Origin of the sequence: Xanthomonas sp. D-109 (genome assembly GCF_017746095.1) — a bacterium.
Classification (GTDB): domain Bacteria; phylum Pseudomonadota; class Gammaproteobacteria; order Xanthomonadales; family Xanthomonadaceae; genus Xanthomonas_A; species Xanthomonas_A sacchari.
Window position 1 is genome coordinate 61577 of the sequence record NZ_JAGHWV010000026.1, and the last position, 21626, is coordinate 83202.

Consider the following 21626-nt stretch of genomic DNA (forward strand, 5'->3'; position numbering starts at 1 on the left):
CACACGCCATCGCGAACGCATGCAAGCAAAAAGGAGCGCCTCGGCGCTCCTTTTTTTTGGGCTGTGCTGCGAGGGACGTGCCCGCCGCGATGGCGGCGCGAATGCAGCGGGATGGAAGTGGCGCGATCCGCGCCGCCGCCATCCGCTCGCCGTTACAGCGCGTCCTTGGAGACGTTGCTTTCGCTCTGCTGGTAATCGGTGACCACGCCCTTGGCGTCGAATTCCACTTCCAGGTCGTAGGACTTGACGTTGCGCGCGCCGACGCCGTGCTCCTGCGCCTCGTTGACCGCCGGGCCGGTGTAGTAACCGGGCAGCATCCGCTTCAGCAGGCCGGTGGCGGTCTTGCGCGCCTTCTCGCCGTGGGATTCGCTGGGGCGATAGCTCCACGACTTCTCGTAGCCGCCTTCCTTTCCGGACGTCCTGGAGACGTAGGTGGGCTCGCCATAGATCGCGCGCACCTGCTCCTTGGTGGTCTTGCCAATCACGATGTTCTTCTTCACCGCATCGGGGGTGTAGAGATCCGGATTGTCGACCTTCTCGGCCAGGGCGGGAGCAGCGAAGGACGCGGCCAGCATGGCCGAGATCAGCAGGGTGCGAAAGGGTTTCATGGTCATGTCCGTTTACCTGGGAAGTGGCGTCTGCAATCCAGAGGGCACCGGTCGCGGCGAGACGCGTCGGTACCGCTTCAGCGCGGCGCAACGAGCTTAGGCATGGCGAAATGACGTCGTCAATACAGCGCGCAGCGGCATTCAGGCAACGACGACGCCCCTGCCGGCAAGGCCGATGGCGGGATCGCGAGCGCCATGCGGCGTGCCGCTGCGCACGCAGCGGGTCGACGGGGCACGCGCTGCCCCGTGATCCGCTGCCGCTTTTTGCGCGGAGCGCCAGTGCGGCGTGGGCGTGCTACAGGGCCTGCAGGATCAGCGAGTGCCAACCGGTGCGGTAGGTCTCGTAGCCGGGCGAGGCGGCATGCCCGATGCAGTGCGGCTGGCCGTCCAGGTCGATCAGCACGGCGCCGCGCGGTTGCTTGAACAAGGCGTCGCGGCCGTCGAAGTCGATCCGGTCCTGCAGCATGCGCCCGGCCGAGTCGGCCAGCACCTGGCCCTGCGCGTCGACGATGCAGACCCGGCTGCGGCCCCACTCGGATTCGGACAGCGGCGTGCGCTGCACGATCGTCTGCGCCAGCGCGTCCCAGCGGAACACGATGCCCAGCACGCCCAGCACGCGGCCATCGATGCGTCCGCCCTCGCGGACCGTGCACGCGTACACCAGGACCCGCTCGCCATCGGCCAGCGCACTGGCGTGCACGCCCTGGAAGCTGAAGTCCTCGCCGCTGCGGGTGCGCATGGCCTGCTCGAACCACGGTTGCGCGGAGACGTCGCTGCCGACCGAGGCGAACTGCCGCGGCCGCCCGTTGGCGCGGATGCGGCCATCGCTGCCGGCCAGGATCAAATCGAAGTAGACCGTGTACGAATCCAGGATCTGGCCCATGCGCCGCGACGCGTAGGCCAGCGCCTCGGCGTCGCTGTCGGTGCGCGCTGCCGCCACGACCGCGGCGTCGGTGGCCCACCAGCGCACGTCGCAACTGCGTTCGTAGAGGTTGCGGTCGATCAGGTCGATGTTGCTCAGGGCCAGTTCGCTGAGCCGGGTGCGGCGCACGTCGTCCTGCAGCCGGCTCAGCGTCTGCCGCATCTCCGCGCTGGTGCGCGCGGCGACTTTGTCCAGGTCCTGGGTGGCCTCGGCCACGCGCCGCGACAGCCCGTCCATTTCCTGCGCGATGACACTGAAGCCGCGTCCGGCGGCACCGATGCGCGCCGATTCGATGCGCGCGTTCATCGAGATCATGTGAGTGGTGCGGTTGATCGCGTCGATGCCCTGCAAGGAGCGGCGCAGTTGGCCGAGCAATTGGTCGGAGAGGCCGACGACGGCGCGGATATGGTCATCGATCCCCGTTTCTGCGGGGTGGGCGGGTAGGTTCATTCATGCTGCCGGTGGGGTGGGAGGGAACAGCAGACGGACGACGCGGTAAGGGGTGTAGCGGCCGTCCATTCATCGACTTGAGGGTGCTGTGAAGACCGTTCGTCGGAACGCCGAGGCTTGCCCTGCCTGGGCTGCGGCCTCGCCTGTGGGCCGATGTCGGTACCGAACTCGTCTACCATCTGCGCCAGGTCCGGCGCCGCCGGACACCTGGTGCGCGTCACAGGCGCCGCGCCACCGCCGTGGAGATGCGAGTCGAATGGAGATGTTGGTCGTGCTGGTGGTGTTGGCGGTGCTGGCGATGCCGGTGCTGTTGATCGTGGCCTTGGTCGGGCAGTCGCGCCTGCGCCAGCGGCTCGCCGCGCTGGAGGTGCGGGTCGCAAGGATGGCGGCCGCCCCGGCGGCGCCTGCGGCGGCCTGGGCCGGTCCTGCGGCCGCGGCCGGGGAAACGGAATCCGCCGTCGATGCCGAGACGCAGGCCGAGGACGCGCCGATCGCGGCGTCGCCCGAGCCCGCACGTCCGCCCCTTGTCGTGGAGGACGCGGTCGCGCCGCCGCCACTGCCACCGCCTTTGCCGATGCCGCAGCACACCGACGATTTCGCGACGCTGGCCGCCGCGGTCGAGCGCGCCGAGCAGCAGCAGGCGCAAGCGCAGGCGCGCGCCGCCGCGGCGGCCGCGATCGCCGCGCCGCACCGGCCTGACCCGATCGAGCGGCTGGTGAGCGGGGTCAAGCGCTGGTTCACCGAGGGCAACGTGCCGGTGAAGATCGGCATGCTGGTGCTGCTGGCCGGCGTCGCCGCGCTGCTCAAGTACGCCGGCGATCAGGGCTGGCTGCGCATGCCGATCCAGCTGCGCTATGCCGGCATCGCCGCCGCGTCGCTGGCGGGCCTGGCCTTCGGCTGGCGCCAGCGCACGCGCAAGCGCAGCTTCGCGCTGGCCCTGCAGGGCGGGGCGATCGGCGTGTTGCTGCTGACCGTGTTCGCCGCGTTCAAGCTGTCCGGGCTGATCCCGGCCGGGGCGGCGCTGGCGCTGAGCATCGCCCTGGTCGCGGGCATGTGCGTGCTGGCGGTGGCGCAGGAATCGCGCACCCTGGCGGTGCTGGGCACGCTGGCCGGCTTCCTCGCGCCGCTGTGGCTGTCCACCGGCAGCGGCAACCATGTGGCGCTGTTCTCCTACTACGCGCTGCTCAACGCGGCGGTGTTCGCGATCGCCTGGTACCGGCCGTGGCGGGTGCTGAACCTGCTCGGGTTCGGCTTCACCTTCGGCATCGGCACGCTGTGGGGCGTGCTGCAGTACCGGCCGGAGAAGTTCGCCAGCACCGAGCCGTTCCTGCTGCTGTTCTTCGCCTTCTACCTGCTGATCCCGATCCTGTACGCGCGGCGGCAGCAGGCAGCGCGCAGCGCGCTGATCGACGGCAGCCTGCTGTTCGGCACGCCGCTGATCGCGTTCTCGCTGCAGGCCGGCCTGTTGCGCGGCGAGCGCCTGCCGCTGGCCTTGTGCGCGTTGGCTCTGGCGGCGCTCTATGCGCTGCTGGCCGCGGCGCTGATCCGGCGCGCGCGCTTCGCCCTGCTGGGGCAGGCGTATGCGGTGCTGGCGGTGGGCTTCGCCACGTTGGCAGTGCCGCTGGCGCTGTCGGCGCGGGCCACCGCCAGCGTGTTCGCGCTGGAGGGCGCGGCGCTGGTGTGGCTGGGCCTGCGCCAGCGGCGCTGGCTGCCGCAGCTCAGCGGCGCCGGGCTGCAGATGGCGGCCGCGTTGGGCTTCACCCTGGGCCTGGACGCGGCGGTGCAGGACAGCCAGGCCGTGGCCAATGCCACCTGCATGAGCGCGCTGCTGCTGGCCCTGGCCGGCTTCGCCAGCGCCTGGTGCTATCGCCGTGCGCGCGCCGCCATGCCGGCGCTGGGCTACTACCTGTGGGGACTGGCCTGGTGGTGCGGGATCGGCGTCGCCGAGATCCTGCGCTTCGTCGATGCCGACGCGCGGCCGGACGTGTTGCTGGCCTGGGCGGCGGTCAGCGGCTGGCTCGCGGCCGAAGCGCAGCGCCGCTGGCCGGCGCCGGCGCTGGCCGCGACCACGCTGGGCGGCCTGGCGCTGGCGTTGCCGCTGGCGGCCTGGCAGGCCGATGCGCACGGGCAGCCGTTCGCCGGGCATGGCGCCTGGGCCTGGGCGCTGTTCGCGGTGCTCGGCGTGCGCAGCCTGCTGTGCCTACGCGACAGCGGGGGCGGCGTGGCGCGCGCGGCGCAGTTCGTGTGGTGGCTGGTGTGGCCCACCGTGGTCGGGCTGCTGTGCACCTGGATCGCGCTGCACAGCAACCTCGCCGCCGGCTGGCGCTGGATGCTGTTGCTGGCGCCCTGGTTGCTGGCGACGGCGTTGTCGCTGTGGCGCTGGAACTGGCTGGCGGCGCCGCTGGGAACGGCCTTCGCACCGTGCCGCAGCACGCTGCAGAGCACCTATTTCGGACTGCTGACGGTGGCCTGGCTGTACAGCCTGGGCCTGCCCGGCAGCAGCGCGCCGTTGCCCTGGGTGCCGCTGCTCAATCCGCTGGAACTGAGCCAGTTGGCGCTGCTGGTCCTGGGCGTACGCTGGACCCGCAGCCCCGAACTGCCGGCACCGCTGCGCCCGTGGCGCACCCATCTGCTGGCCACTGCCGGCTTCTTGTGGATCACCAGCGTCACCCTGCATGCGGTGCACTATTGGGCGGCGGTGCCGTGGCCCGGCGTGCTCGGCGATGGCGTGGCGCAGACCAGCCTGACCGTGGTCTGGAGCGTGCTGGGCGTGCTCGGCTGGGTGCTGGGCTCGCGCCGCGGCCAGCGCGGCCTGTGGCTGGCCGGCGCGGTGTTGATGGCGGTGGTGCTGGGCAAGTTGCTGCTGGTGGATCGCGGCAATCTCGGCAACGTCGCCGGCATCGCGTCGTTCATCGCGTACGGGCTGTTGTGTACGGTGGTCGGCTATCTGGCGCCGGCACCGCCGCGCGCCGCCGAACCGGCCGAGGAGGCCATCCCATGATCCGACGTGCGCTGTTTCCGTTGCTGCTGGCCGGCTTGCCGCTGTGCGCGTTCGCTGCCAGCCACCGCGACGACTACGCCCAGCAGTGGCCGCTGACCCTGCAGGACGCCGATGCCGGCGCCTATCGCGTGCAACTCGACGATGCGGTCTACCGCAGTGCGCAGCGCGCCTCGCTGGGCGACGTGGAGGTGTTCAATGCCGCCGGCGATCCGCTGCCGGCGGCGCTGTTCGCCGCCGAGCAGGCCGAGACCGCGCCGCGCCGGCAGCCGTTGCCGTGGTTTCCGTTGCCGGCCTCGCGCGACGGGCGCGCAGCGGACCTGGAGCTGATCGCCGAACGCGACCGCGACGGCAGCGTGCGCCGCATCCAGACCCGCGTGGCGGGTGGTGGCAGCGATGCAGCGGCTGCCGGCTGGCTGGTCGATGCCAGCGCACTGCATGCGCCGCTGCGCGCGCTGTCGCTGCAATGGGCCGCCGCCGCGCAGCCACAGCAGGCCCGCTACCGCGTCGAAGGCAGCGACGATCTGCGCGACTGGGAGGTGGTGGTGGACGAGGCGACCCTGGTCGACCTCAGCAATCAGGGGCATCGCCTGCAGCAGCTGCGCATCCCCATCGGCCGCGAAGTGCGCTATCTGCGCCTGCTGCCGCTGGCCGGCGCCGGCGCGCCGCCGCTGACCGGGGTGGAGGCCGAGCTGGCGCCGGCACCGGTCGCCGCCGACTGGCATTGGCAGCAACTGGACGCGGCGAGCAGCGATCCCGCCCAGCACAGCTATGCGTTCGTGTCGCCGGGGCGCTATCCGGTGACGCGCATCGACATCGCTTTGCCCGGCAACAACGCCATCGAATGGCGCGTGCAGAGCCGCGACAGCGCCGAGGCGCCGTGGCAGGATCGCGCCGGTCCGTGGCTGGCCTACCAGGTCGGCGGCGGCAGTCGTTCGCCGCCGCAGGCGCTGACCGCGCCGGTGCGCGACCGCTACTGGCGGCTGCTCGCCGCGCAGGATCCGGGCCGGCAGCGGCCAGCGCTGCGCCTGGGCTACCAGCCGGAGACGCTGGTGTTCCTGGCGCAGGGCGCGCCGCCCTATGCGCTGGCCGCCGGCAGTGCGCGCACCCAGCGTGCGCCGGCGCCGCTGGCCGCCGCATTGCAGGCCTTGCATACCCAGCGCGGGCCGCAATGGGCGCCGGCCACCGCCAGCCTCGGCGCAGCGCAACCCTTGGCGGGCGCCGCGGCGTTGCAGGCACCGCCACCGCCGCGCGACTGGAAGACCTGGCTGCTGTGGGCGCTGCTGATCGGCGGCGCGCTGCTGGTGGTCGGTTTCGCGCTGAGCCTGCTGCGCAAACCCGCCGCCGCCGACGGCGCGGGCTGACCCGCGGGAAGGCGATCGCGCGCACGCTGCGCCGTGCGTGCGCCAGCGCACCGATTTGCCGCTGTGCGGCCGACGCCGGACAATGGGGGTTTCGCCGCCGCGCGGCGATCGGCCGGCGCGCCTGCACCTGGCGTTCCGTCGCCGACGTCGACACTGCACCGATGGCGCGGTTTTCCCTTTGCAACCCCACGAAAGCGAGCACTTACATGTCCATCCTGCGAATGACCGATCTCGACCTGTCCGGCAAGCGCGTGCTGATCCGGCAAGACCTGAATGTGCCGATCGACAATGGCCTGATCACCTCCGAGCAGCGCATCCTGGCCTCGGTGCCGACGCTCAAGCACGCGCTGGAACAGGGCGCGGCGGTGATGGTGACCTCGCACCTGGGCCGGCCCAAGGAAGGCGTGTGGACCCAGGAGGATTCGCTGGAGCCGGTGGCCGTCCGCCTGGCTGCGCTGCTCGGCGTGGACGTGCCGCTGATCCGCGATTGGGTCGATGGCGTGGAGGTGCAGCCGGGGCAGATCGTGCTGCTGGAGAACTGCCGCATGAACGTCGGCGAGGGCAAGGACGACGAGGCGCTGGCGAAGAAGTACGCGGCGCTGTGCGACGTGTTCGTGATGGACGCCTTCGGCACCGCGCACCGCGCGCAGGCCTCCACCCATGGCGTGATCAAGTTTGCGCCGGTCGCCGCCGGCGGCCCGCTGCTGATGGCGGAGCTGGATGCGCTGGCCAAGGCGCTGGAGCAACCGGCCAAGCCGCTGCTGGCGATCGTCGCCGGCAGCAAGGTCTCGACCAAGCTGGAGCTGCTGTCCAACCTGGTGGACAAGGTCGACCAGCTGATCGTCGGCGGCGGCATCGCCAACACTTTCATCGCCGCCGCCGGGCACGCGGTGGGCAAGTCGCTGTGCGAGCCTGACCTGCTGGACACCGCGCGCAAGATCGTCGCCGACGCCAATGCGCGCGGCGCGGCGATCCCGCTGCCCAGCGACGTGGTGGTGGCCAAGCAGTTCATGCCCGATGCCGAGGCCACGGTGAAGGCGGTCACCGACGTTGCCGACGACGACCTGATCCTGGACATCGGCCCGCAGACCGCCGCGCACTACGCCGAGCTGATCGCCAAGGCCGGCACCGTGGTCTGGAACGGCCCGGTCGGCGTGTTCGAGTTCGACGCCTTCGGCAAGGGCACCGAGACCCTGGCGCGGGCGATCGCCGCATCGTCGGCGTTCTCCATCGCCGGCGGTGGCGACACCCTGGCCGCGGTCGACAAGTACGGCATCGCCGAGCAGGTCAGCTACATCTCCACCGGCGGCGGCGCGTTCCTGGAGTTCCTGGAAGGCAAGACCCTGCCGGCGGTGGCCGCGCTGCAGGCGCGCGGCGCGTGAGCGCCGCCGACGTCCTGTTCTTCGACCTGGATGGCACCCTGGTCGATTCGGAGGCCGGCATCGTCGGCAGCCTGCGCCATGCCTTCGCCGAACTGGGCCAGCCGCTGCCGAGTCCGGCGCAGTTGCGCGCCTGGATCGGTCCGCCGCTGCGCGACAGCTTCCAGCAGCACTTCGGCGGCGATGCGGTGCTGGTGGAGCAGGCCTTGACGCTGTACCGCAGCCGCTACGACAGCCACGGCTGGCGCGAGCACACGGTGTTCCCGGACATCGGCGCGGCGGTGGAGGCGATCGCCGCGGCAGGCCACCGCCTGGCGGTGGTGACCTCGAAGAACGAGCGCTTCGCGCGGCGCATCGTCGAGCAGTTGCCGTTCGGCGCTCGCTTCGAGGAGATCGTCGGCGCCAGCGACGACGGCGCGCGCCGGGCCAAGCCGGACCTGATCGCCGAGGCGCTGCGGCGGCTGGCGGTCGTGCCGGCGCAATGCCGCATGATCGGCGACCGACGCATGGACATCGACGGTGCGCGCCACCATGGCATGCGCAGCATCGGCGTGCTGTGGGGCTTCGGCGATGCCGAGGAACTGCGCCAGGCCGGCGCCGATGTGCTGGCGCAGACGCCGGCGCAACTGCCGGCGCTGGTCGCGGCCTGAATGGCCTGAATGGGCACGTGCGCCGGTGTGTCCGGCGCACATGGCCTTGGCCACGCACGGCGCATTGCCTGATGTCATCTCATCTGTGGCGCCCGCGGGGCGGCGCCGGTTGGCGCGACATGACCACATACTGTCCCGCATTGTCCGCTCCCTATGCCAGGCCGCGCGTGCGTCTATGCCGAAATGCCATGCTGTGTGAGGGGCGCGTGTGCTAGCTTTGAGCGCTTTTTCCAAGGATGCCATCATGATCGAACGTCAGCGCCGCACCAAGATTCTCGCCACCCTCGGTCCTGCCACCGACCCGCCGGGCGTGCTCGAGGATCTGTTCCGCGCCGGCGTCAACGTGGTGCGGTTGAACTTCAGCCACGGCGATCCGTCAGGCCAGGCCAAGCGCGCCGCCGAAGTGCGCGCCGCCGCGGCCCGCGTCGGTGCCGAGATCGGCATCCTCGCCGACCTGCCGGGCCCGAAGATCCGCATCGAACGCTTCGCCCAGGGCAAGGTCTCGCTCAAGCTCGGCGACCGCTTCGACCTGATCGCCGACCCCAATGCCGCGCCGGGCGACGCCAGCCAGGTCGGCGTCAGCTACCTGGGCCTGCCGCAGGACGTGGCCCCGGGCGACGTGCTGCTGCTGGACGACGGCCTGATGCAGTTGAAGGTCGTCGAAGTGCAGGGCGAGCGCATCGTCACCAGCGTACTCAACGACGGCGTGCTGTCCGATCGCAAGGGGCTCAACAAGCAGGGCGGCGGCCTGTCGCTGGGCGCGCTGACCGAGCGCGACAAGGAACTGATCGGCATCGTCGCCAAGATCGGCGTCGACTTCATCGCGGTGTCGTTCTGCCGCAACGCCGAGGACATGAACGAGGCGCGGCGCATCGCCCGCGCGCATGGTTGCGACGCGGCGCTGGTGTCCAAGATCGAGCGCACCGAGGCGATCGAGAACCTGAGCGAGATCGTCGAGGCCTCCGACGTGGTGATGGTCGCGCGCGGCGACCTGGGCGTGGAGATCGGCGACGCCGAGCTGCCGGGCCTGCAGAAGAAGATCATCAAGGAATCGCTGGCGCAGAACAAAGTGGTGATCACCGCCACGCAGATGCTGCAGTCGATGGTGGAGAGCCCGATCCCGACCCGCGCCGAAGTGCTGGACGTGGCCAACTCGGTGATCGACGGCACCGATGCGGTGATGCTGTCGGCCGAGAGCGCCGCCGGCGCCTATCCGATCCGCGCGGTCGAGGCGATGGCGCGCATCTGCCTGGGCGCCGAGCGCCAGTTCGAGACCGAGACCGACTTCGGCATGGCCCCGCGCAACCTCGAGCGCGCCGACCAGGCCATCGCCATGGCCACGATGTTCCTGTCCCAGCACGTGGGCGTGCGCGCGATCGTGGCGATGACCGAATCCGGCGGCACCCCGCGCTACCTGTCGCGCTTCCGCGCCAAGGCGCCGATCTTCGCGGTGACCCGCCACGACGGCGCGCGCCGGCACATGGCGATGATGCGCGACGTGTTCCCGATCAACTTCGACAGCCGCGGCCTGACCCCGCGCGAGGCCGCGCGCGGCGCGATCCGCGTGCTGGTCGAGGCCGGCCTGCTGGCGCCGGGCGACCGCGTGGTGTTCACCAGCGGCGAACACATGGAAACCCACGGCGCGACCAACACCCTGCGCCTGCTCGAGGTCGGCCCGGACGGCCGCGCCAGCGGCCTGGGCGAACTCTGAAGGACGCGGCGCGGCGGCTTCGGCCGCCGCGCCGTCGGCGACACCTGTTCGATCGCGCATGGAACGGCGCGGCGCCCCCCGTTCCCTGATCGTGCGACACCCCCATGACGTCCCCAAGCGCGCACGCCGAACTCGGGCTGGACCTGCCCGAACGCCCCGGCACGCATTGCCTTGAACACCTGATCCAGGCCTCGGCCACGCGCGAGCTGGTGGTCACCGAAGACATCCGTGACCGCCGCGGCATCCTGCTGGTCGCCAAGGGGCAGCGCATCAACGCCGGGCTGCGCGAGCGCCTGATCGCGCGGCGCCTGCTGCGTCCGCTCGAATCCTCGCTGGCGTTCTGCGAGGAACTGCGCCCGAGTGAGGTGCAACTGGCCGCGCAGCGCGAACTGGACGAACACCCGCACCTGCGCCAGTTGCTGGGCGACCAGGTGCCGCCGGTGATGGCCACGTTGGCCCGCGCCCGTACGCTGGGCGCGCCCGGCACCTTGCTGACCACGCTCGGCCAGACCCGGCCGGCCGCGTTCTCGCACGCGGTGCGGGTGGCGATGCTGGTGGCCTGGCTGGCGGCGCTGCTGTCGCGCTCGGACGCGGCCATGCGCGAGGCCGCGGAGGTCGGCCTGCTGCACGATCTCGGCGAGATGTACGTGGATCCGGCGGTGCTGGAATTGCCGGAGGCGCAGCAGGACTTCGCGCAGTGGCGCATGCACTGCGTGCATCCGGTGATCAGCGCCGCGCTGCTCGGCGAATCCGGCGTGTATTCGGCGCAGCAGGCCGCCGCCGCGCGCGAGCATCACGAGCGCATCGATGGTTCCGGCTACCCGGTCGGTGCGTCGGTACTCTCGCCCCTGGGTCGATTGATCTCCTGCGCCGAAGCGCTGGATGGCTTGTTCGAACGCGAGCGGGGCCATGCGCAGGCGCTGGCACGGATGCGCATCGCGCTGCGCGTGGTGCCCGGACAGTTCCCGCGCGAGGTGGTCGACCTGCTGAGCGAGCGCCTGCGCGACTGCGCGCCGGAGCCGGCGTCGACGCACGATCCGCAGCATCTGCGCGAAGGGGTGGCGGCCTTGCTCGACGGCCTGGAGCGGGCGCGCGACGAAGCCCTGCGCCTGCAGCGCGGCGGCGACCTGCGCGAGGACGAGCGCGCGGCCCTGCAGCATCTGCTGCTGTTGATCGTGGGCTACATCATGGCCATCCACGACTCCGGCGCCGGCAAGATGGTCGAGCAACTGCCGTGGCTGATCGCCGCGCCGGAGGCTGCCGAGGAAGTCGATCGCGTCTGTTGCGAACTGCGCTGGCAGTTGCCGGGGTTGCGCCGCCATGCCGCGTTGCTGGCACACCGCCGCGCGCGCTGCGCCGAGGACTGGCAGCCGTTGCTCGATGCGCTCGACATCGCGTTGCCGGTCGCGCAGGACGCGCCCGCGCAGGCGCCGTCCGCGGACGCAGCACCGCTGAAGACAGCGCAGGGCGATGCGCATGTGCAGTGCGACGCGATGACGGATGCGCTTGCCTGAAGTGCCGGGAACCTGCGCGGTCTACGCCTGTAACCGCTTGCAATGCCGGCGGTAACGGAATGCATGCAGGCCGGCCCGGTATACTGGGGGTTCCCCCGTTGCAGCCATCAGGAACCGTATGAGCATCGAACAGCTTGCCGAAACCGCACAGGCAATGGTCGCCCCGGGCAAGGGCATCATCGCGATCGACGAATCCACCAGCACCATCGCCAAGCGCTTCGCCGGCGTGGGCATCGAGAATGTCGAAGAGAACCGCCGTGCCTACCGCGAGCTGCTGCTGACCACGCCGAAGCTGAGCGACCACATCTCCGGCGCGATCCTGTACGACGAGACCATCCGCCAGAAGACCAAGGACGGCGTGCCGTTCGCCAAGTACATGGCCGAGCACGGCATCATCCCCGGCATCAAGGTCGACAAGGGCACGCATCCGCTGGCCGGCATGCCGGGCGAACTGATCACCGAAGGCCTCGACGGCCTGCGCGCGCGCCTGGAGGAGTACTACAAGCTCGGCGCACGCTTCGCCAAGTGGCGTGCGGTCATCACCATCGGCGAGGACATCCCGTCCGGCGTGTGCATCGAGACCAACGCGCATGCGCTGGCCCGCTACGCGGCGCTGTGCCAGGAGCAGGGCCTGGTGCCGATGGTGGAGCCGGAAGTGCTGATGGACGGCGACCACGACATCGAGACCTGCTACGAGGTCACCGAAGCCACGCTGCGTTCGCTGTTCGGCGCGCTGTACGAGCAGAACGTGGTCCTGGAAGGCACCATCCTCAAGGCCTCGATGGTCATCGCCGGCAAGGACTGCGACGAGCAGGCCAGCGTCGAGGAAGTGGCCGAGTCCACCGTGATGTGCCTCAAGAGCACCGTGCCGGCGATCCTGCCGGGCATCGTGTTCCTGTCCGGCGGCCAGACCGACGAGCAGTCCACCGCGCACCTCAACGCGATGAACCAGCTCGGCAACCTGCCGTGGCCGCTGAGCTTCTCCTACGGCCGCGCCATGCAGCAGGCCGCGCTGAAGCTGTGGGCGCAGGACATGAAGGGCAATTTCGCCAAGGCGCAGCAGGTGGTGTACGAGCGCGCCAAGGAAAACGGCCTGGCCGCGCTGGGCAAGTGGCAGGGCTGATCGCCCCGTAGCGCCTACGAAGAACGCCGGCATCGCCGGCGTTTTTCGTTTCGGGGCTCGGCGACTTGTGGGAGCCGGCAGTGGCGCTTGCGCATCGGTGGCCAGGCCGCAGGGCGCGTCGGCGATGCACGCCGCGCCGCACCGCGCCGCTCAGGGTGCGATCGCCGCCGGGGCGTGGAAGCGATAGCCGCTGTTGCGCAAGGTCTTCACCGGTAGCGGGCGTCCGCTGATCTCTTCCACGCGGCGCCGCAAGCGGTACATCTGCGTGTCCAGGCGCCGCCGGTCGTACTCGAGGAAGTTCACCCCCAGCGCATCGGCGATCTCGCGGTGGCCCACGCTCTCGCCGGCATGGCGCATCAGGCACGCCAGCACCAGCAGATCCTGGCGCGACAGCGGCACCGGCGGTGCGTTGGGCACGTTCAGGCGGGCGGCGGCCAGTTCCAGCACCCAGCGCGCCGCCGGTGGCGGCAGCGCCAGGCGGCGGCCGAGCGCGGCCAGGGTCGCGGCCAGCTCGTCCAGGTCGATGCCCTTGCCCAGGTAGTGATCCGCGCCGAACTCCAGCCCGGCGATGCGGTCGCTGGCGGTATTGCGCGCGCTGAACACCACGATGCCCAGCCGATGACCGGCGCGGCGCAGCTCGCGGATCAACTCCAGGCCGCTGCCATCGGGAAGGCCCACGTCGATGACGGCCATGGTGTGGCGCGCCGGATCGAATCGTTGCCGGAAGCCGGCGATGCTGTCCACGCAGACGGCGATATAGCCCAGATCCTGCAGGAACTCGCCGAGTTCCTCGCACAGCACCGGCTCGTCCTCGAGCAGGATCACTTCGGACATGGAGTCGCGTCCTCGCGCAGTGCGGTTTGCTGTAACGTCATCGGCTGGCAACGGTGCGGTATGGCGAATGATGGCGCAATGGTGGCGCTGGCTGGTGAGCGCATGGCTCGTGGCGGCAATGGGCGTGTGCGTGGCCGCCGAGCCGGCGCCATCCCCGGCCGCGGCGCTGCCGCTGACCGCCGCGCACCACGATGCGAGCGGATACCTGCAGCGCCTGGACGATCCGCAAGGCCGACTCGACGCCACGCAGGCCGCCGCGGCGGGCGGCTGGACGCGGCTGCCCGCCGGCCTCAACGCGGGATTCGCCGACGGTGCCGTGTGGCTGCGTCTGCCTGTTCATGTCGAAAGTGTACCGCCGGGCGGTTGGATGCTGCGATTGAGCAATGCCTTGCTCGATGATGTGCAGGCCTATGTGCGCCCCGCCGGCGGCGCCTGGCGCGCGCTCGGGGAGAGCGGCGAGCGCCTGCCGCGACGCGACTGGCCGGTGGATTACCGCAGCCCGGTCTTCCAGTTTGCGCCAACGCATGCGGGCGATTACGAGGTGCTGCTGCGGTTGCGCAGCAAGAACGCGATGGTCACCCGTCTGGACGTGTGGCAACGGCTGCCGTTCGACAACCAGTCGCGGCGCGAAGGACTGCAGTTCGGCCTGTATTTCGGCTTCTACCTGCTGCTGCTGTGTCTGCACGTGCTGTTCTGGCTGGCCACGCGCGCGCGCATGAGTGGCCTGTTCGTGGCCTATCTCGGCGGCTGCGTGCTCAACGAGGCGCTGTCGATCGGCCTGGTACAGCAGGTCACCGGCATGCCGATGGCGTGGAGCGACACGCTGCTGGGCATCAGCATCGCCTGCAGTCTGCCGGTGGGATTCCAGGTCGCCTGCCGGCAACTGAACCTGCGCGCCTTCCATCCGCAACTGGTGCGCTGGGGCACGCGCGCGCTGTGGGCGGTCGCGCTTGCCGGCGCGGTGGCCGTGCTCGCCGGCCACTACGCCTGGGGCATGCAACCGGTGCAGACGCTGGGCCTGCTGGAGATCCTGCTGCTGGCGGGGTTGGGGCTGCACCTGCTGTGGCGCCGCTATCGGCCGGCGCGGTTCTTCGTGCTCGCGTTCTTTCCGTTCTACCTCGGGGTGATGCTGGGCTTCCTGCGCAACCTCGGCTTCGTCCCGGTCAATGCCTGGACCCAGTACGCCACCACGTTCGGCACCATGCTGCACATGACGCTGCTGAGCGTGGCTCTCATCGGCCGTTACGAGCGGCAGCGCCGGCTGCGCGAACGGCGGCATGCCGATGCCGCGGTGAAGCTGGCGCTCAGGCACGGCCAGGCGCTGGAGCGCGAAGTGACGCTGCGCACCGCCGAGTTGCGCAACGAGATCAACCGGCGGCAGGCGCTGGAGGACGACTTGCGCGCCTTGCTGCAGACCGAACGCCAGGTCGCGCAGGACCAACGCGATTTCGTGGCGATGGTGTCGCACGAGTTCCGCACGCCCCTGGCGGTGATCATGACCTCGGCGCAACAACTGGCGCGCAAGCTGGATGCGCCGCCGGAACGCAACCGCGCGCGGTGCGGCAACATCCGCGATGCCGCGCAACGGCTGCTGGCGCTGGTGGACGAGTATCTCGCCGACGACCGCATGGGCGAGGCGGCATCGGAACTGCGGCTGCGGCCGTGTGCGCTGCGCACGCTGCTGGAGGAGTTGTGCCGGGATTTTCCGCCGCAGCGCGTGGTCTGCGAGATCTTCACCGACGACGACGGCCTGCTCACCGATGCCGGGCTGTTGCGCGTGGCAGTGCGCAATCTGATCGCCAATGCCGACCGCCATTGCCCCGGGGACATGGCCATCCGCGTGCGCGTGCGCAGCACTGGCGAAGGCCTGCGGCTGGAGGTGGCCAACCCCGGCGAAGGCATCGCGCCCGCCGAACAGGCGCGGCTGTTCCAGAAGTACTACCGCGGCGAGAACGCGCAGGATGCGCCGGGCGCGGGACTCGGCCTGTATCTGGTCCGGCGGATCGCCGAGCGGCTTGGCGGCTCGGTGCAACTGGTCACGCAGGCGCCGGACGAATCGGTCTGCTTCGTGTTGCTGCTGCCGCGTCGTTCGGATGGACAGCGCGCGTTGCCGCGGTTGCCGCCGCCGGGCGATGCCTGATCGTATGCGGGCGCGCATGTGGATGCGCGGTTTGCGCCAACAGCAAAAGCGATCGGGCGCGGCTGCGCCCGGTCTCGGTCGTGGAGCGCCTGGCGCGGCGCGTTGGCCGGCGAGGGCGGTGAGGAAGGCAGTGCGCTGACCTGACGACACCGCCACGCGGTGCCGTCAGGTGGTTCCCGGTTACTGCCGGATGATGCAGCTGTCTGCGGAGGCGTCCGACGCACCCGGGCTGCAGGCGACGGCCGGGGCGCGAATGCCGCCGTCGACGATCAGGATCGAGTTGGTGGCGGCCGTCACCGTACCGCTGCTGCCGGTGCGTGCCGCGGCGGCCAGCTCCCGCGCCGTTTCGTCAGCCTGTTGCGGACTCGTCTCCGGCGTACTGCCGGCATCGCTGGTCACGGTGGCGGCGGCGACCGAGGTGTTGATCGCCTGCACCGTCGTGGTGGGCAACTGGATGCCGCTACCGCCGCCATCGCCGCTGCCGGCGACCACGTTCAACAGGCCATCGACGTAGGTGATGGCGTAGTTGGACAGCCCTGCACCGGTGGCGCCGGAGGCGGTGATGGCGTAGTTGCCGACCGCCGCGCCGCTGCCGGCGCCGTCGCTGTTCAGGGCGACGCCGGAAACGGTGTCGCTGTTGAGCAGGCCGGAGACGCGGTAGCCGGTCAGGGTGGCGGTACTGCCGACGGTCTTGCTGGCGTCGCTGGCGACGATGCGCAGGGTGGCCGGATCGACGCGCAGGCTGCCATCGACGTAGCTGATGACGTAGTTGGACAGCCCTGCGCCGGTCGCGCCGGAGGCGGCGATGGCGTAGTTGCCCACCGCGGCACCGGCGCCGGCGCCCGCACTGCCCAGCGCCACGCCGGAGACGGTGTCGCCGTTGAGCAGGCCGGCGACGCTGTAGCCGCTCAGACTGACGGTGCCACCGTAGGTCTTGCTGGTGTCGCTGGCGACGATGCGCAGGGTGGCCGGATCGACGCGGAGGCTGCCATCGACGTAAGTGATGACGTAGTTGGACAGCCCTGCGCCGCTGGCGCCGGACGCGGTGATCGCGTAGTTGCCCACTGCCGCGCCGCTGCCCGCACCCGCGCTGCCCAGCGCGACGCCGGACACCGTGTCGTTGCCGAACAGGCCCGCGACGCTGTAGCCGCTCAGGTTGGCGGTGTTGCCGTAGGTCTTGGAGCCCGAAGTCGCCGTCACCGTCAGCGTCGCCGGGGTGATGGCGATGCCGCCGGAGACCACATAGCCGATGTCGTAGCCCTGCTGCGAGGACGCCAGGCCACCGATCTGGAGCGTGCCGTTGCCGGTGGTGTAGCTGCCGACGCCATTGCCGGCGGTCGCGTAGCGCAGCGACGATCCGAACAGCAGGCTGGGGTCGAAGGCGCCGCCGACCGTGTAGGACGCGAGCGTGCCGCTGACGCCGTTGCCGTCGTAGGTCTTGTCGAGGCCGGAGACGCTGCTGCTGATCGTCAGCGGGGTCAGGAAGCTGCGCAGCAACGGCGTGCCCATGTGTTCGTACAGGCGCCAGGTCAGGCCGGTACCGCCGCGGTCGTCGATCGCCCAGCCGGCATCGGTGAAGGTGGAGAGCGTGTTCAGCGCGCTCCAGGACCTGCCGCCGCTGATCGCGTCGATGGTGCCGACGCTGTTGCCTGCCGTGTTCAGACCCACGTTCCGCGGATTGCCGCCGATGTCGGTGGCGAAGAAGCTGGCGACGATGCTGCCGTTGGAATTGGAGCCGACCAGGCCGCCGACCGCGCCAGTGCCGGAAACGTTGCCGGTGGCGTAGGAGTTGCGCACGGTGTTGTTGTAGTTGACGCCGACCAGGCCGCCGACATACGCCGTGCCGGTGGCATCGCCACTGGCGTAGGTGTTGGCGATGGTGCCGTTGTCGTTGTAGCCGGCCAGCCCGGCGACATACATGCTGCCGGAGACGTTGCCGGTGGCGTAGGCATTGCCGATGCTGCCGCCGTCGTTGTAACCCATCAGCCCGCCGAGGTAGTTGCTGCCGGACACGGCGCCGGTGGCATAGGACGCGCCCACGCTGCCGGTGTCGCTGTAGCCGACCAGGCCGCCGACGAAGCTGCCGCCGGACACGGTGCCGGTGGCATGGGTCGACGCGAGGCTGCCGTGGTCCAGGGTGCCGACCAGGCCGCCGATCTCGGACGAGGTGCCGTTCACCGCGCCGGTCGCATAGGCCGTGTCGATCGCGGCGGAACTGCGTCCGACCAGGCCGCCGACGCTGCGGGTTCCCGACACGTTGCCGGTGGCATACGCGTTGCGGATGGTGCCGGCACCGGCCATGCCGACCAGGCCGCCGGCACTGGAGGTGGCCGCGGTGACGGTGCCGGTGGCGTGCACGTTCTGCAGGGTGCTCTGGATGGCATTGCCGATCAGGCCGCCCACGTTGTTGCCGGTCGTGGTGCTGGTGCTGCTGACGTTGCCGGTGGCGAAGGCGTCGTTATAGCTGCCCTGGTAGTCGTTGCCGACCAGGCCGCCGACGCTGCTGCCGCCGGAGACCGTGCTCGACGAGGACGAGGTGCCGATCGTGCCGTTGGCGTTGCTGCCGATCAGCCCGCCGACGTAGTTGCCGCTGTAGGCGCCGCCGCTGCCGACCACGCTGCCGCTGGTCTGCATGCCGGCGATCGTCCCGGCGTTGTTGTAGCCGGCCAGGCCGCCGATGAAGTTGCCGGTGCCGCTCATGCTGCCGTTGACGCGGATGCCGCTGAGGGTGCCGGCATTGAAGCCGGCGATGCCGCCCACATACGCGGTGCCGGTGACGGTGGCGCCTGTCAGGGCGAGATTGCCGATCTGGCTGGCGGCGCCGGTATTGCCGAACAGGCCGACGTAGGACGTGCCGCTGCGGACGATGGTCAGCCCGGAGATCGTGCGGTTCGCGCCGTTGAGGCTGCCGGTGAAGGCGTAGCTGCTGTCGCCGACCGGGCTGAAGCCGGCGCTGGTCCACATGCCGCTGGCGTTGCTGCCGGCGGTCTGGCTGGCATCGATGTCGGCCGACAGGCTGTAGTTGGCCGCCATGTTGTACGCCATCAGCTGCAACTGGTGTGCGTTGCCGATGGTGGTGCTGTACTCGCTGGCCAGGAACGGGCGCGTCTGCCCCTCGATCATGATCCAGGCCGGGTTGCCGACGCCATCGCTGGCGACGTAGACGTTGCTGGTGCCGGTCAGCAACGTCCAGGTGCCGAGATTGCCGTACGTGCTGTGGCTGTAACGGTTGCCGCTGCCGAAGCTGGTCAGGTTGGTCACGCTGCCGCCGCCGCCGCTGATGGCATTGGCCTGGCCGGTACTGCCGACGTCCCACGACGCATTGCTGACGCTGCCCGCATTGGAGCCGATCAACCCACCGACATTGTTGGTGCCGCTGACCGCGCCAGTGGCGTAACTGTTGTTGACGCTGCTGGAGGTGACGCTCTGCCCACCGGGGTTGTTGACGCCCACCAGCCCGCCCACCGAGGTCGGCGCGGTGACGCTGCCGGTGGCGTAGGTATTGGCGATGCTGCTCTGGTAGTTCATGCCGACCAGCCCGCCGACCATGGAGTTGGTGCCGATGACGCTGCCGCTGGCATAGCTGTTCTTGATCGTGCCGGCGTTCTGGTTGGTTCCGACCAGGCCGCCGACATAGTAGGTGCCGCTCACGTTGCTGGTGGAATACGTGTTGGTGAGGCTGCCGCCGTCGTTGTAGCCGACCAGGCCGCCGGTGTTGGAGGAACTGCCGGTCACGCTGCCGGTGCTGTGGGTGTTGCGGATCGTGCCGCTGACGTTGTTGCCTGCCACGCCGCCGACGGCGCTTTGCCCGTTGACGCTGCCGGCGAACGCGCTGCCGTCGATCAAGCCCAGGTTGTAGCCGGCCAGTCCGCCGACGCCGCCGGAGCTCCCGGTCACGCTGCCGTCGACGGTGACGTTCTTGATCGCGCCCTGGCCGTAGCCGACCAGGCCGCCGACGTAATAGCCGCCGGAGATGGAGACGTTGCCCAGGTGCAGGTCGCGGATGACACTGTTGCTGCTGGTGGTGCCGAACAGGCCGACGTAGCCGCTGGCGCCGGAGATCGTCAGGTTGTTGATGCTGTGGCCCAGGCCGGCCAGCTTGCTCTGGAAGGAGGACACCAGGGCGCTGCTGCGGGTGACGCCGGCCAGGTCGATGTCCTGGGCCAGCGCGTAGGAACCAGGGCTGTTGAAATACGTGGCCGCGTCGGCCAGCGAGTGGATCAGCGTGTACGCCTGGCCGTTGATCGCCAGGCTGGCGTGTGCGCCGCCGAGCGAGACCGGCGTGTTGACGTAGTAGTCGCCTGCACCGACGCTGCCGTTGTCGGTATAGCCGGCGTAGTTCAGCACCAGGCCGGCGTTGGCGCCGGTCGCGGTGATGGGCGCATTGAGATAGATGCTGTGGTACGCGTCCAGGGTCAGCGTGGAGTTGCCGCTCCAGCCGATCGCCGCATTGACGTTGATGTCGCCGGCGCCGCTGCTCACGTTGCCCGGACCGCTGGCGTTGGTCAGGGTGGCGAGCAGGGTGACATTGGTGCCGCCGTTCAACGCGCCGCTGATGGTGCTGGCCGCCGCGCTGTCCACGGTCAGGTCTTCCGGGTCGACCAGCCAGGTGCCGGCGCTGCCGGGGCCGGCGCTCTTGGCGCCGACGGCGATGCCGGAGAAGTCGACGGTGTGGCCGCTGGTTTCGAGCAGGCCGCCGTTGCCGCTGCCGGCCGCGTCGGCATGCAGCGCGCCGTGCACCGCGGTGTGGCCGTCGGACCAGACCACGATCGAGCCGCCATTGCCCTGGCCGGTCGCGCTGGCGTCGAGCGTCGCGCCGCTGGCGACGGTGGCCGCGCTGGCGTGTTGCAACTGCTCGCCGCCCTGGTAGCCGCCGCCGATGCGGATGCTGCCGCCGGCCGCGCTGCCGCGGGCATCGATGCGACCATCGACGTTCACCGCGCCATCGGTCAGCAACTGCACGCTGCCGCCTTGGGTGCCGGAGACATCGATGCGGCCGCTGCTGGCCACGTCGCCGCCGCTGCCGATCAGGCGCACGCTGCCGCCGGACGTGTCGATGCCGGTGGCTTCGAGCGTGCCGGTATTGTTGACCAGCAACTGCGACAACCCGGTGCTGCCGGCCTGCAGCAGGATCTGCCCGCCGTTGGCGCGCAGGGTGCCGCTGTTCTTCACCGCCGCCGCCGCGCCGTCCACCGACTGGCTCGCGGCCGCGACCATCTGCATGCCGATCGCGCCGGCCGCGTCCATGGTCACCTTGACCTGGTCGGCCGAGAGCAGGCGGATGGCGCCGCCGTCGGCGGTGATGCTGCCGCGGTTGTCGACATGGTTGCCGACCAGGTTCACCGAGCCGCCGTTGCCGGCGTTGATGCTGCCCTGGTTGACCACGCTGGCAGCGCCATGCTCGCCGCGCGCGAGCAGGTAGCCGTGGTCATCGTCGCCGGCCAGGCCCAGCGAACTGGCGACCAGGCCGCCGACGTTCACCTGCGCGTGGTTGCCGAACAGGATGCCGGCGGAGTTGATCAGGAACACGTTGCCGTTGGCGCGCAGGCTGCCGTCGATGACGCTGGCGCCGCGGCTGGCGTCGATCAGGTTGAGCGCCACCGCCGAGCTGGACGGCTGCACGAACACCACGCTGGCGTCCTTGCCGACGTTGAAGCTGTTCCAGTTCAGCACGGCCTTGGCGGCGTTCTGGTCGATCTGCAGCGTGCCGCCGTTCTGCGACACGGTGGCGCCGGTGGCGCTGGACAGCGACGGCACGCCGCTGGCGTAGGCGGGCGCGGCCAGCGCACAAGCCAGGGCGAAGGGCAGCAGCGGCGCGGCCAGGCGCGCCGCGCCGGTGCCGGTTGCGCCAGCGTGGCCGGCGGCGACTTCGGAGGCGACCTGGAGCACGCCGAGGTGGCGGTTGAAGACGAGGCGGTAGATGCGGTTCATGG

Annotated in this window: 12 protein-coding genes; 8 read left to right on the forward strand and 4 right to left on the reverse strand. The window is 70.5% G+C overall.

Annotation, left to right across the window (positions count from 1 at the left end; genetic code table 11):
- Positions 1–152: 152 nt before the first annotated feature.
- Both J7357_RS18955 and J7357_RS18960 read right to left on the reverse strand, forming a co-directional pair.
- Complete coding sequence (locus J7357_RS18955) at positions 153–608, reverse strand: hypothetical protein (RefSeq protein WP_244667661.1); 456 nt, start codon at positions 606–608, stop codon at positions 153–155.
- Positions 609–903: 295 nt separating this feature from the next.
- Positions 904–1980 carry a methyl-accepting chemotaxis protein gene (locus J7357_RS18960; protein WP_209248868.1) on the reverse strand — a complete coding sequence of 359 codons (1077 nt, stop codon included), beginning with the start codon at positions 1978–1980 and terminating at the stop codon, positions 904–906.
- A 256-nt stretch (positions 1981–2236) separates the two neighbouring features.
- Between J7357_RS18960 and J7357_RS18965 the strand changes: the two genes are divergently transcribed.
- The 7 genes from J7357_RS18965 to J7357_RS18995 all read left to right on the forward strand — a co-directional run bounded on the left by J7357_RS18965 (position 2237) and on the right by J7357_RS18995 (position 12719).
- Positions 2237–4981 (forward strand): DUF2339 domain-containing protein, encoded by a 2745-nt coding sequence (locus J7357_RS18965; protein ID WP_209248870.1) that lies wholly within the window; start codon positions 2237–2239, stop codon positions 4979–4981.
- On the forward strand, positions 4978–6342 hold the full coding sequence (locus J7357_RS18970) for a DUF3999 domain-containing protein (RefSeq protein ID WP_209248872.1): 1365 nt from the start codon (positions 4978–4980) through the stop codon (positions 6340–6342). Before J7357_RS18965 ends, J7357_RS18970 begins: the two co-directional genes overlap by 4 nt.
- 206 nt (positions 6343–6548) lie before the next feature.
- The gene (locus J7357_RS18975) at positions 6549–7724 is read left to right on the forward strand and encodes a phosphoglycerate kinase (RefSeq protein ID WP_209248874.1); all 1176 of its coding nucleotides are present in this window, start codon (positions 6549–6551) and stop codon (positions 7722–7724) included.
- Complete coding sequence (locus J7357_RS18980) at positions 7721–8371, forward strand: HAD-IA family hydrolase (protein ID WP_209248876.1); 651 nt, start codon at positions 7721–7723, stop codon at positions 8369–8371. Before J7357_RS18975 ends, J7357_RS18980 begins: the two co-directional genes overlap by 4 nt.
- Before the next feature lie 244 nt (positions 8372–8615).
- Positions 8616–10082, forward strand: a complete 1467-nt coding sequence (pyk, locus tag J7357_RS18985) for a pyruvate kinase (protein ID WP_010341498.1) — start codon at positions 8616–8618, stop codon at positions 10080–10082.
- A 104-nt stretch (positions 10083–10186) separates the two neighbouring features.
- The gene (locus J7357_RS18990; protein ID WP_209248878.1) at positions 10187–11596 is read left to right on the forward strand and encodes an HD domain-containing phosphohydrolase; all 1410 of its coding nucleotides are present in this window, start codon (positions 10187–10189) and stop codon (positions 11594–11596) included.
- Positions 11597–11714: 118 nt separating this feature from the next.
- Positions 11715–12719 (forward strand): class I fructose-bisphosphate aldolase, encoded by a 1005-nt coding sequence (locus tag J7357_RS18995; protein ID WP_010341500.1) that lies wholly within the window; start codon positions 11715–11717, stop codon positions 12717–12719.
- 150 nt (positions 12720–12869) lie between these two features.
- Here the strand turns inward: J7357_RS18995 and J7357_RS19000 are convergent, their stop codons facing one another.
- A complete protein-coding gene (locus J7357_RS19000) occupies positions 12870–13553 on the reverse strand; it encodes a response regulator transcription factor (protein WP_041500428.1) in 684 nt (227 codons plus the stop codon).
- Between the two features lie 94 nt (positions 13554–13647).
- Here J7357_RS19000 and J7357_RS19005 point away from each other — a divergent pair, with 94 nt between their 5' ends.
- Entirely contained in the window at positions 13648–15693 is a 2046-nt protein-coding gene (locus J7357_RS19005) for a sensor histidine kinase (protein WP_343237437.1), read from the forward strand.
- A gap of 180 nt (positions 15694–15873) precedes the next feature.
- Here J7357_RS19005 and J7357_RS19010 read toward each other — a convergent pair whose 3' ends face one another.
- The gene (locus J7357_RS19010) at positions 15874–21624 is read right to left on the reverse strand and encodes a GLUG motif-containing protein (RefSeq protein ID WP_209248882.1); all 5751 of its coding nucleotides are present in this window, start codon (positions 21622–21624) and stop codon (positions 15874–15876) included.
- Between the last annotated feature and the right edge of the window lie 2 nt (positions 21625–21626).

What these genes read in the sequence shown, in the direction of transcription:
- J7357_RS18965 (WP_209248870.1), top strand. Translation starts at nt 2,237, where the DNA reads ATGGAGATGTTGGTCGTGCTGGTGGTGTTGGCGGTGCTGGCGATGCCG.
- J7357_RS18990 (WP_209248878.1), top strand. Translation starts at nt 10,187, where the DNA reads ATGACGTCCCCAAGCGCGCACGCCGAACTCGGGCTGGACCTGCCCGAA.
- pyk (WP_010341498.1), top strand. Translation starts at nt 8,616, where the DNA reads ATGATCGAACGTCAGCGCCGCACCAAGATTCTCGCCACCCTCGGTCCT.
- J7357_RS18970 (WP_209248872.1), top strand. Translation starts at nt 4,978, where the DNA reads ATGATCCGACGTGCGCTGTTTCCGTTGCTGCTGGCCGGCTTGCCGCTG.
- J7357_RS18960 (WP_209248868.1), bottom strand. Translation starts at nt 1,980, where the DNA reads ATGAACCTACCCGCCCACCCCGCAGAAACGGGGATCGATGACCATATC.
- J7357_RS18975 (WP_209248874.1), top strand. Translation starts at nt 6,549, where the DNA reads ATGTCCATCCTGCGAATGACCGATCTCGACCTGTCCGGCAAGCGCGTG.
- J7357_RS19000 (WP_041500428.1), bottom strand. Translation starts at nt 13,553, where the DNA reads ATGTCCGAAGTGATCCTGCTCGAGGACGAGCCGGTGCTGTGCGAGGAA.
- J7357_RS18955 (WP_244667661.1), bottom strand. Translation starts at nt 608, where the DNA reads ATGAAACCCTTTCGCACCCTGCTGATCTCGGCCATGCTGGCCGCGTCC.
- J7357_RS18995 (WP_010341500.1), top strand. Translation starts at nt 11,715, where the DNA reads ATGAGCATCGAACAGCTTGCCGAAACCGCACAGGCAATGGTCGCCCCG.
- J7357_RS19010 (WP_209248882.1), bottom strand. Translation starts at nt 21,624, where the DNA reads ATGAACCGCATCTACCGCCTCGTCTTCAACCGCCACCTCGGCGTGCTC.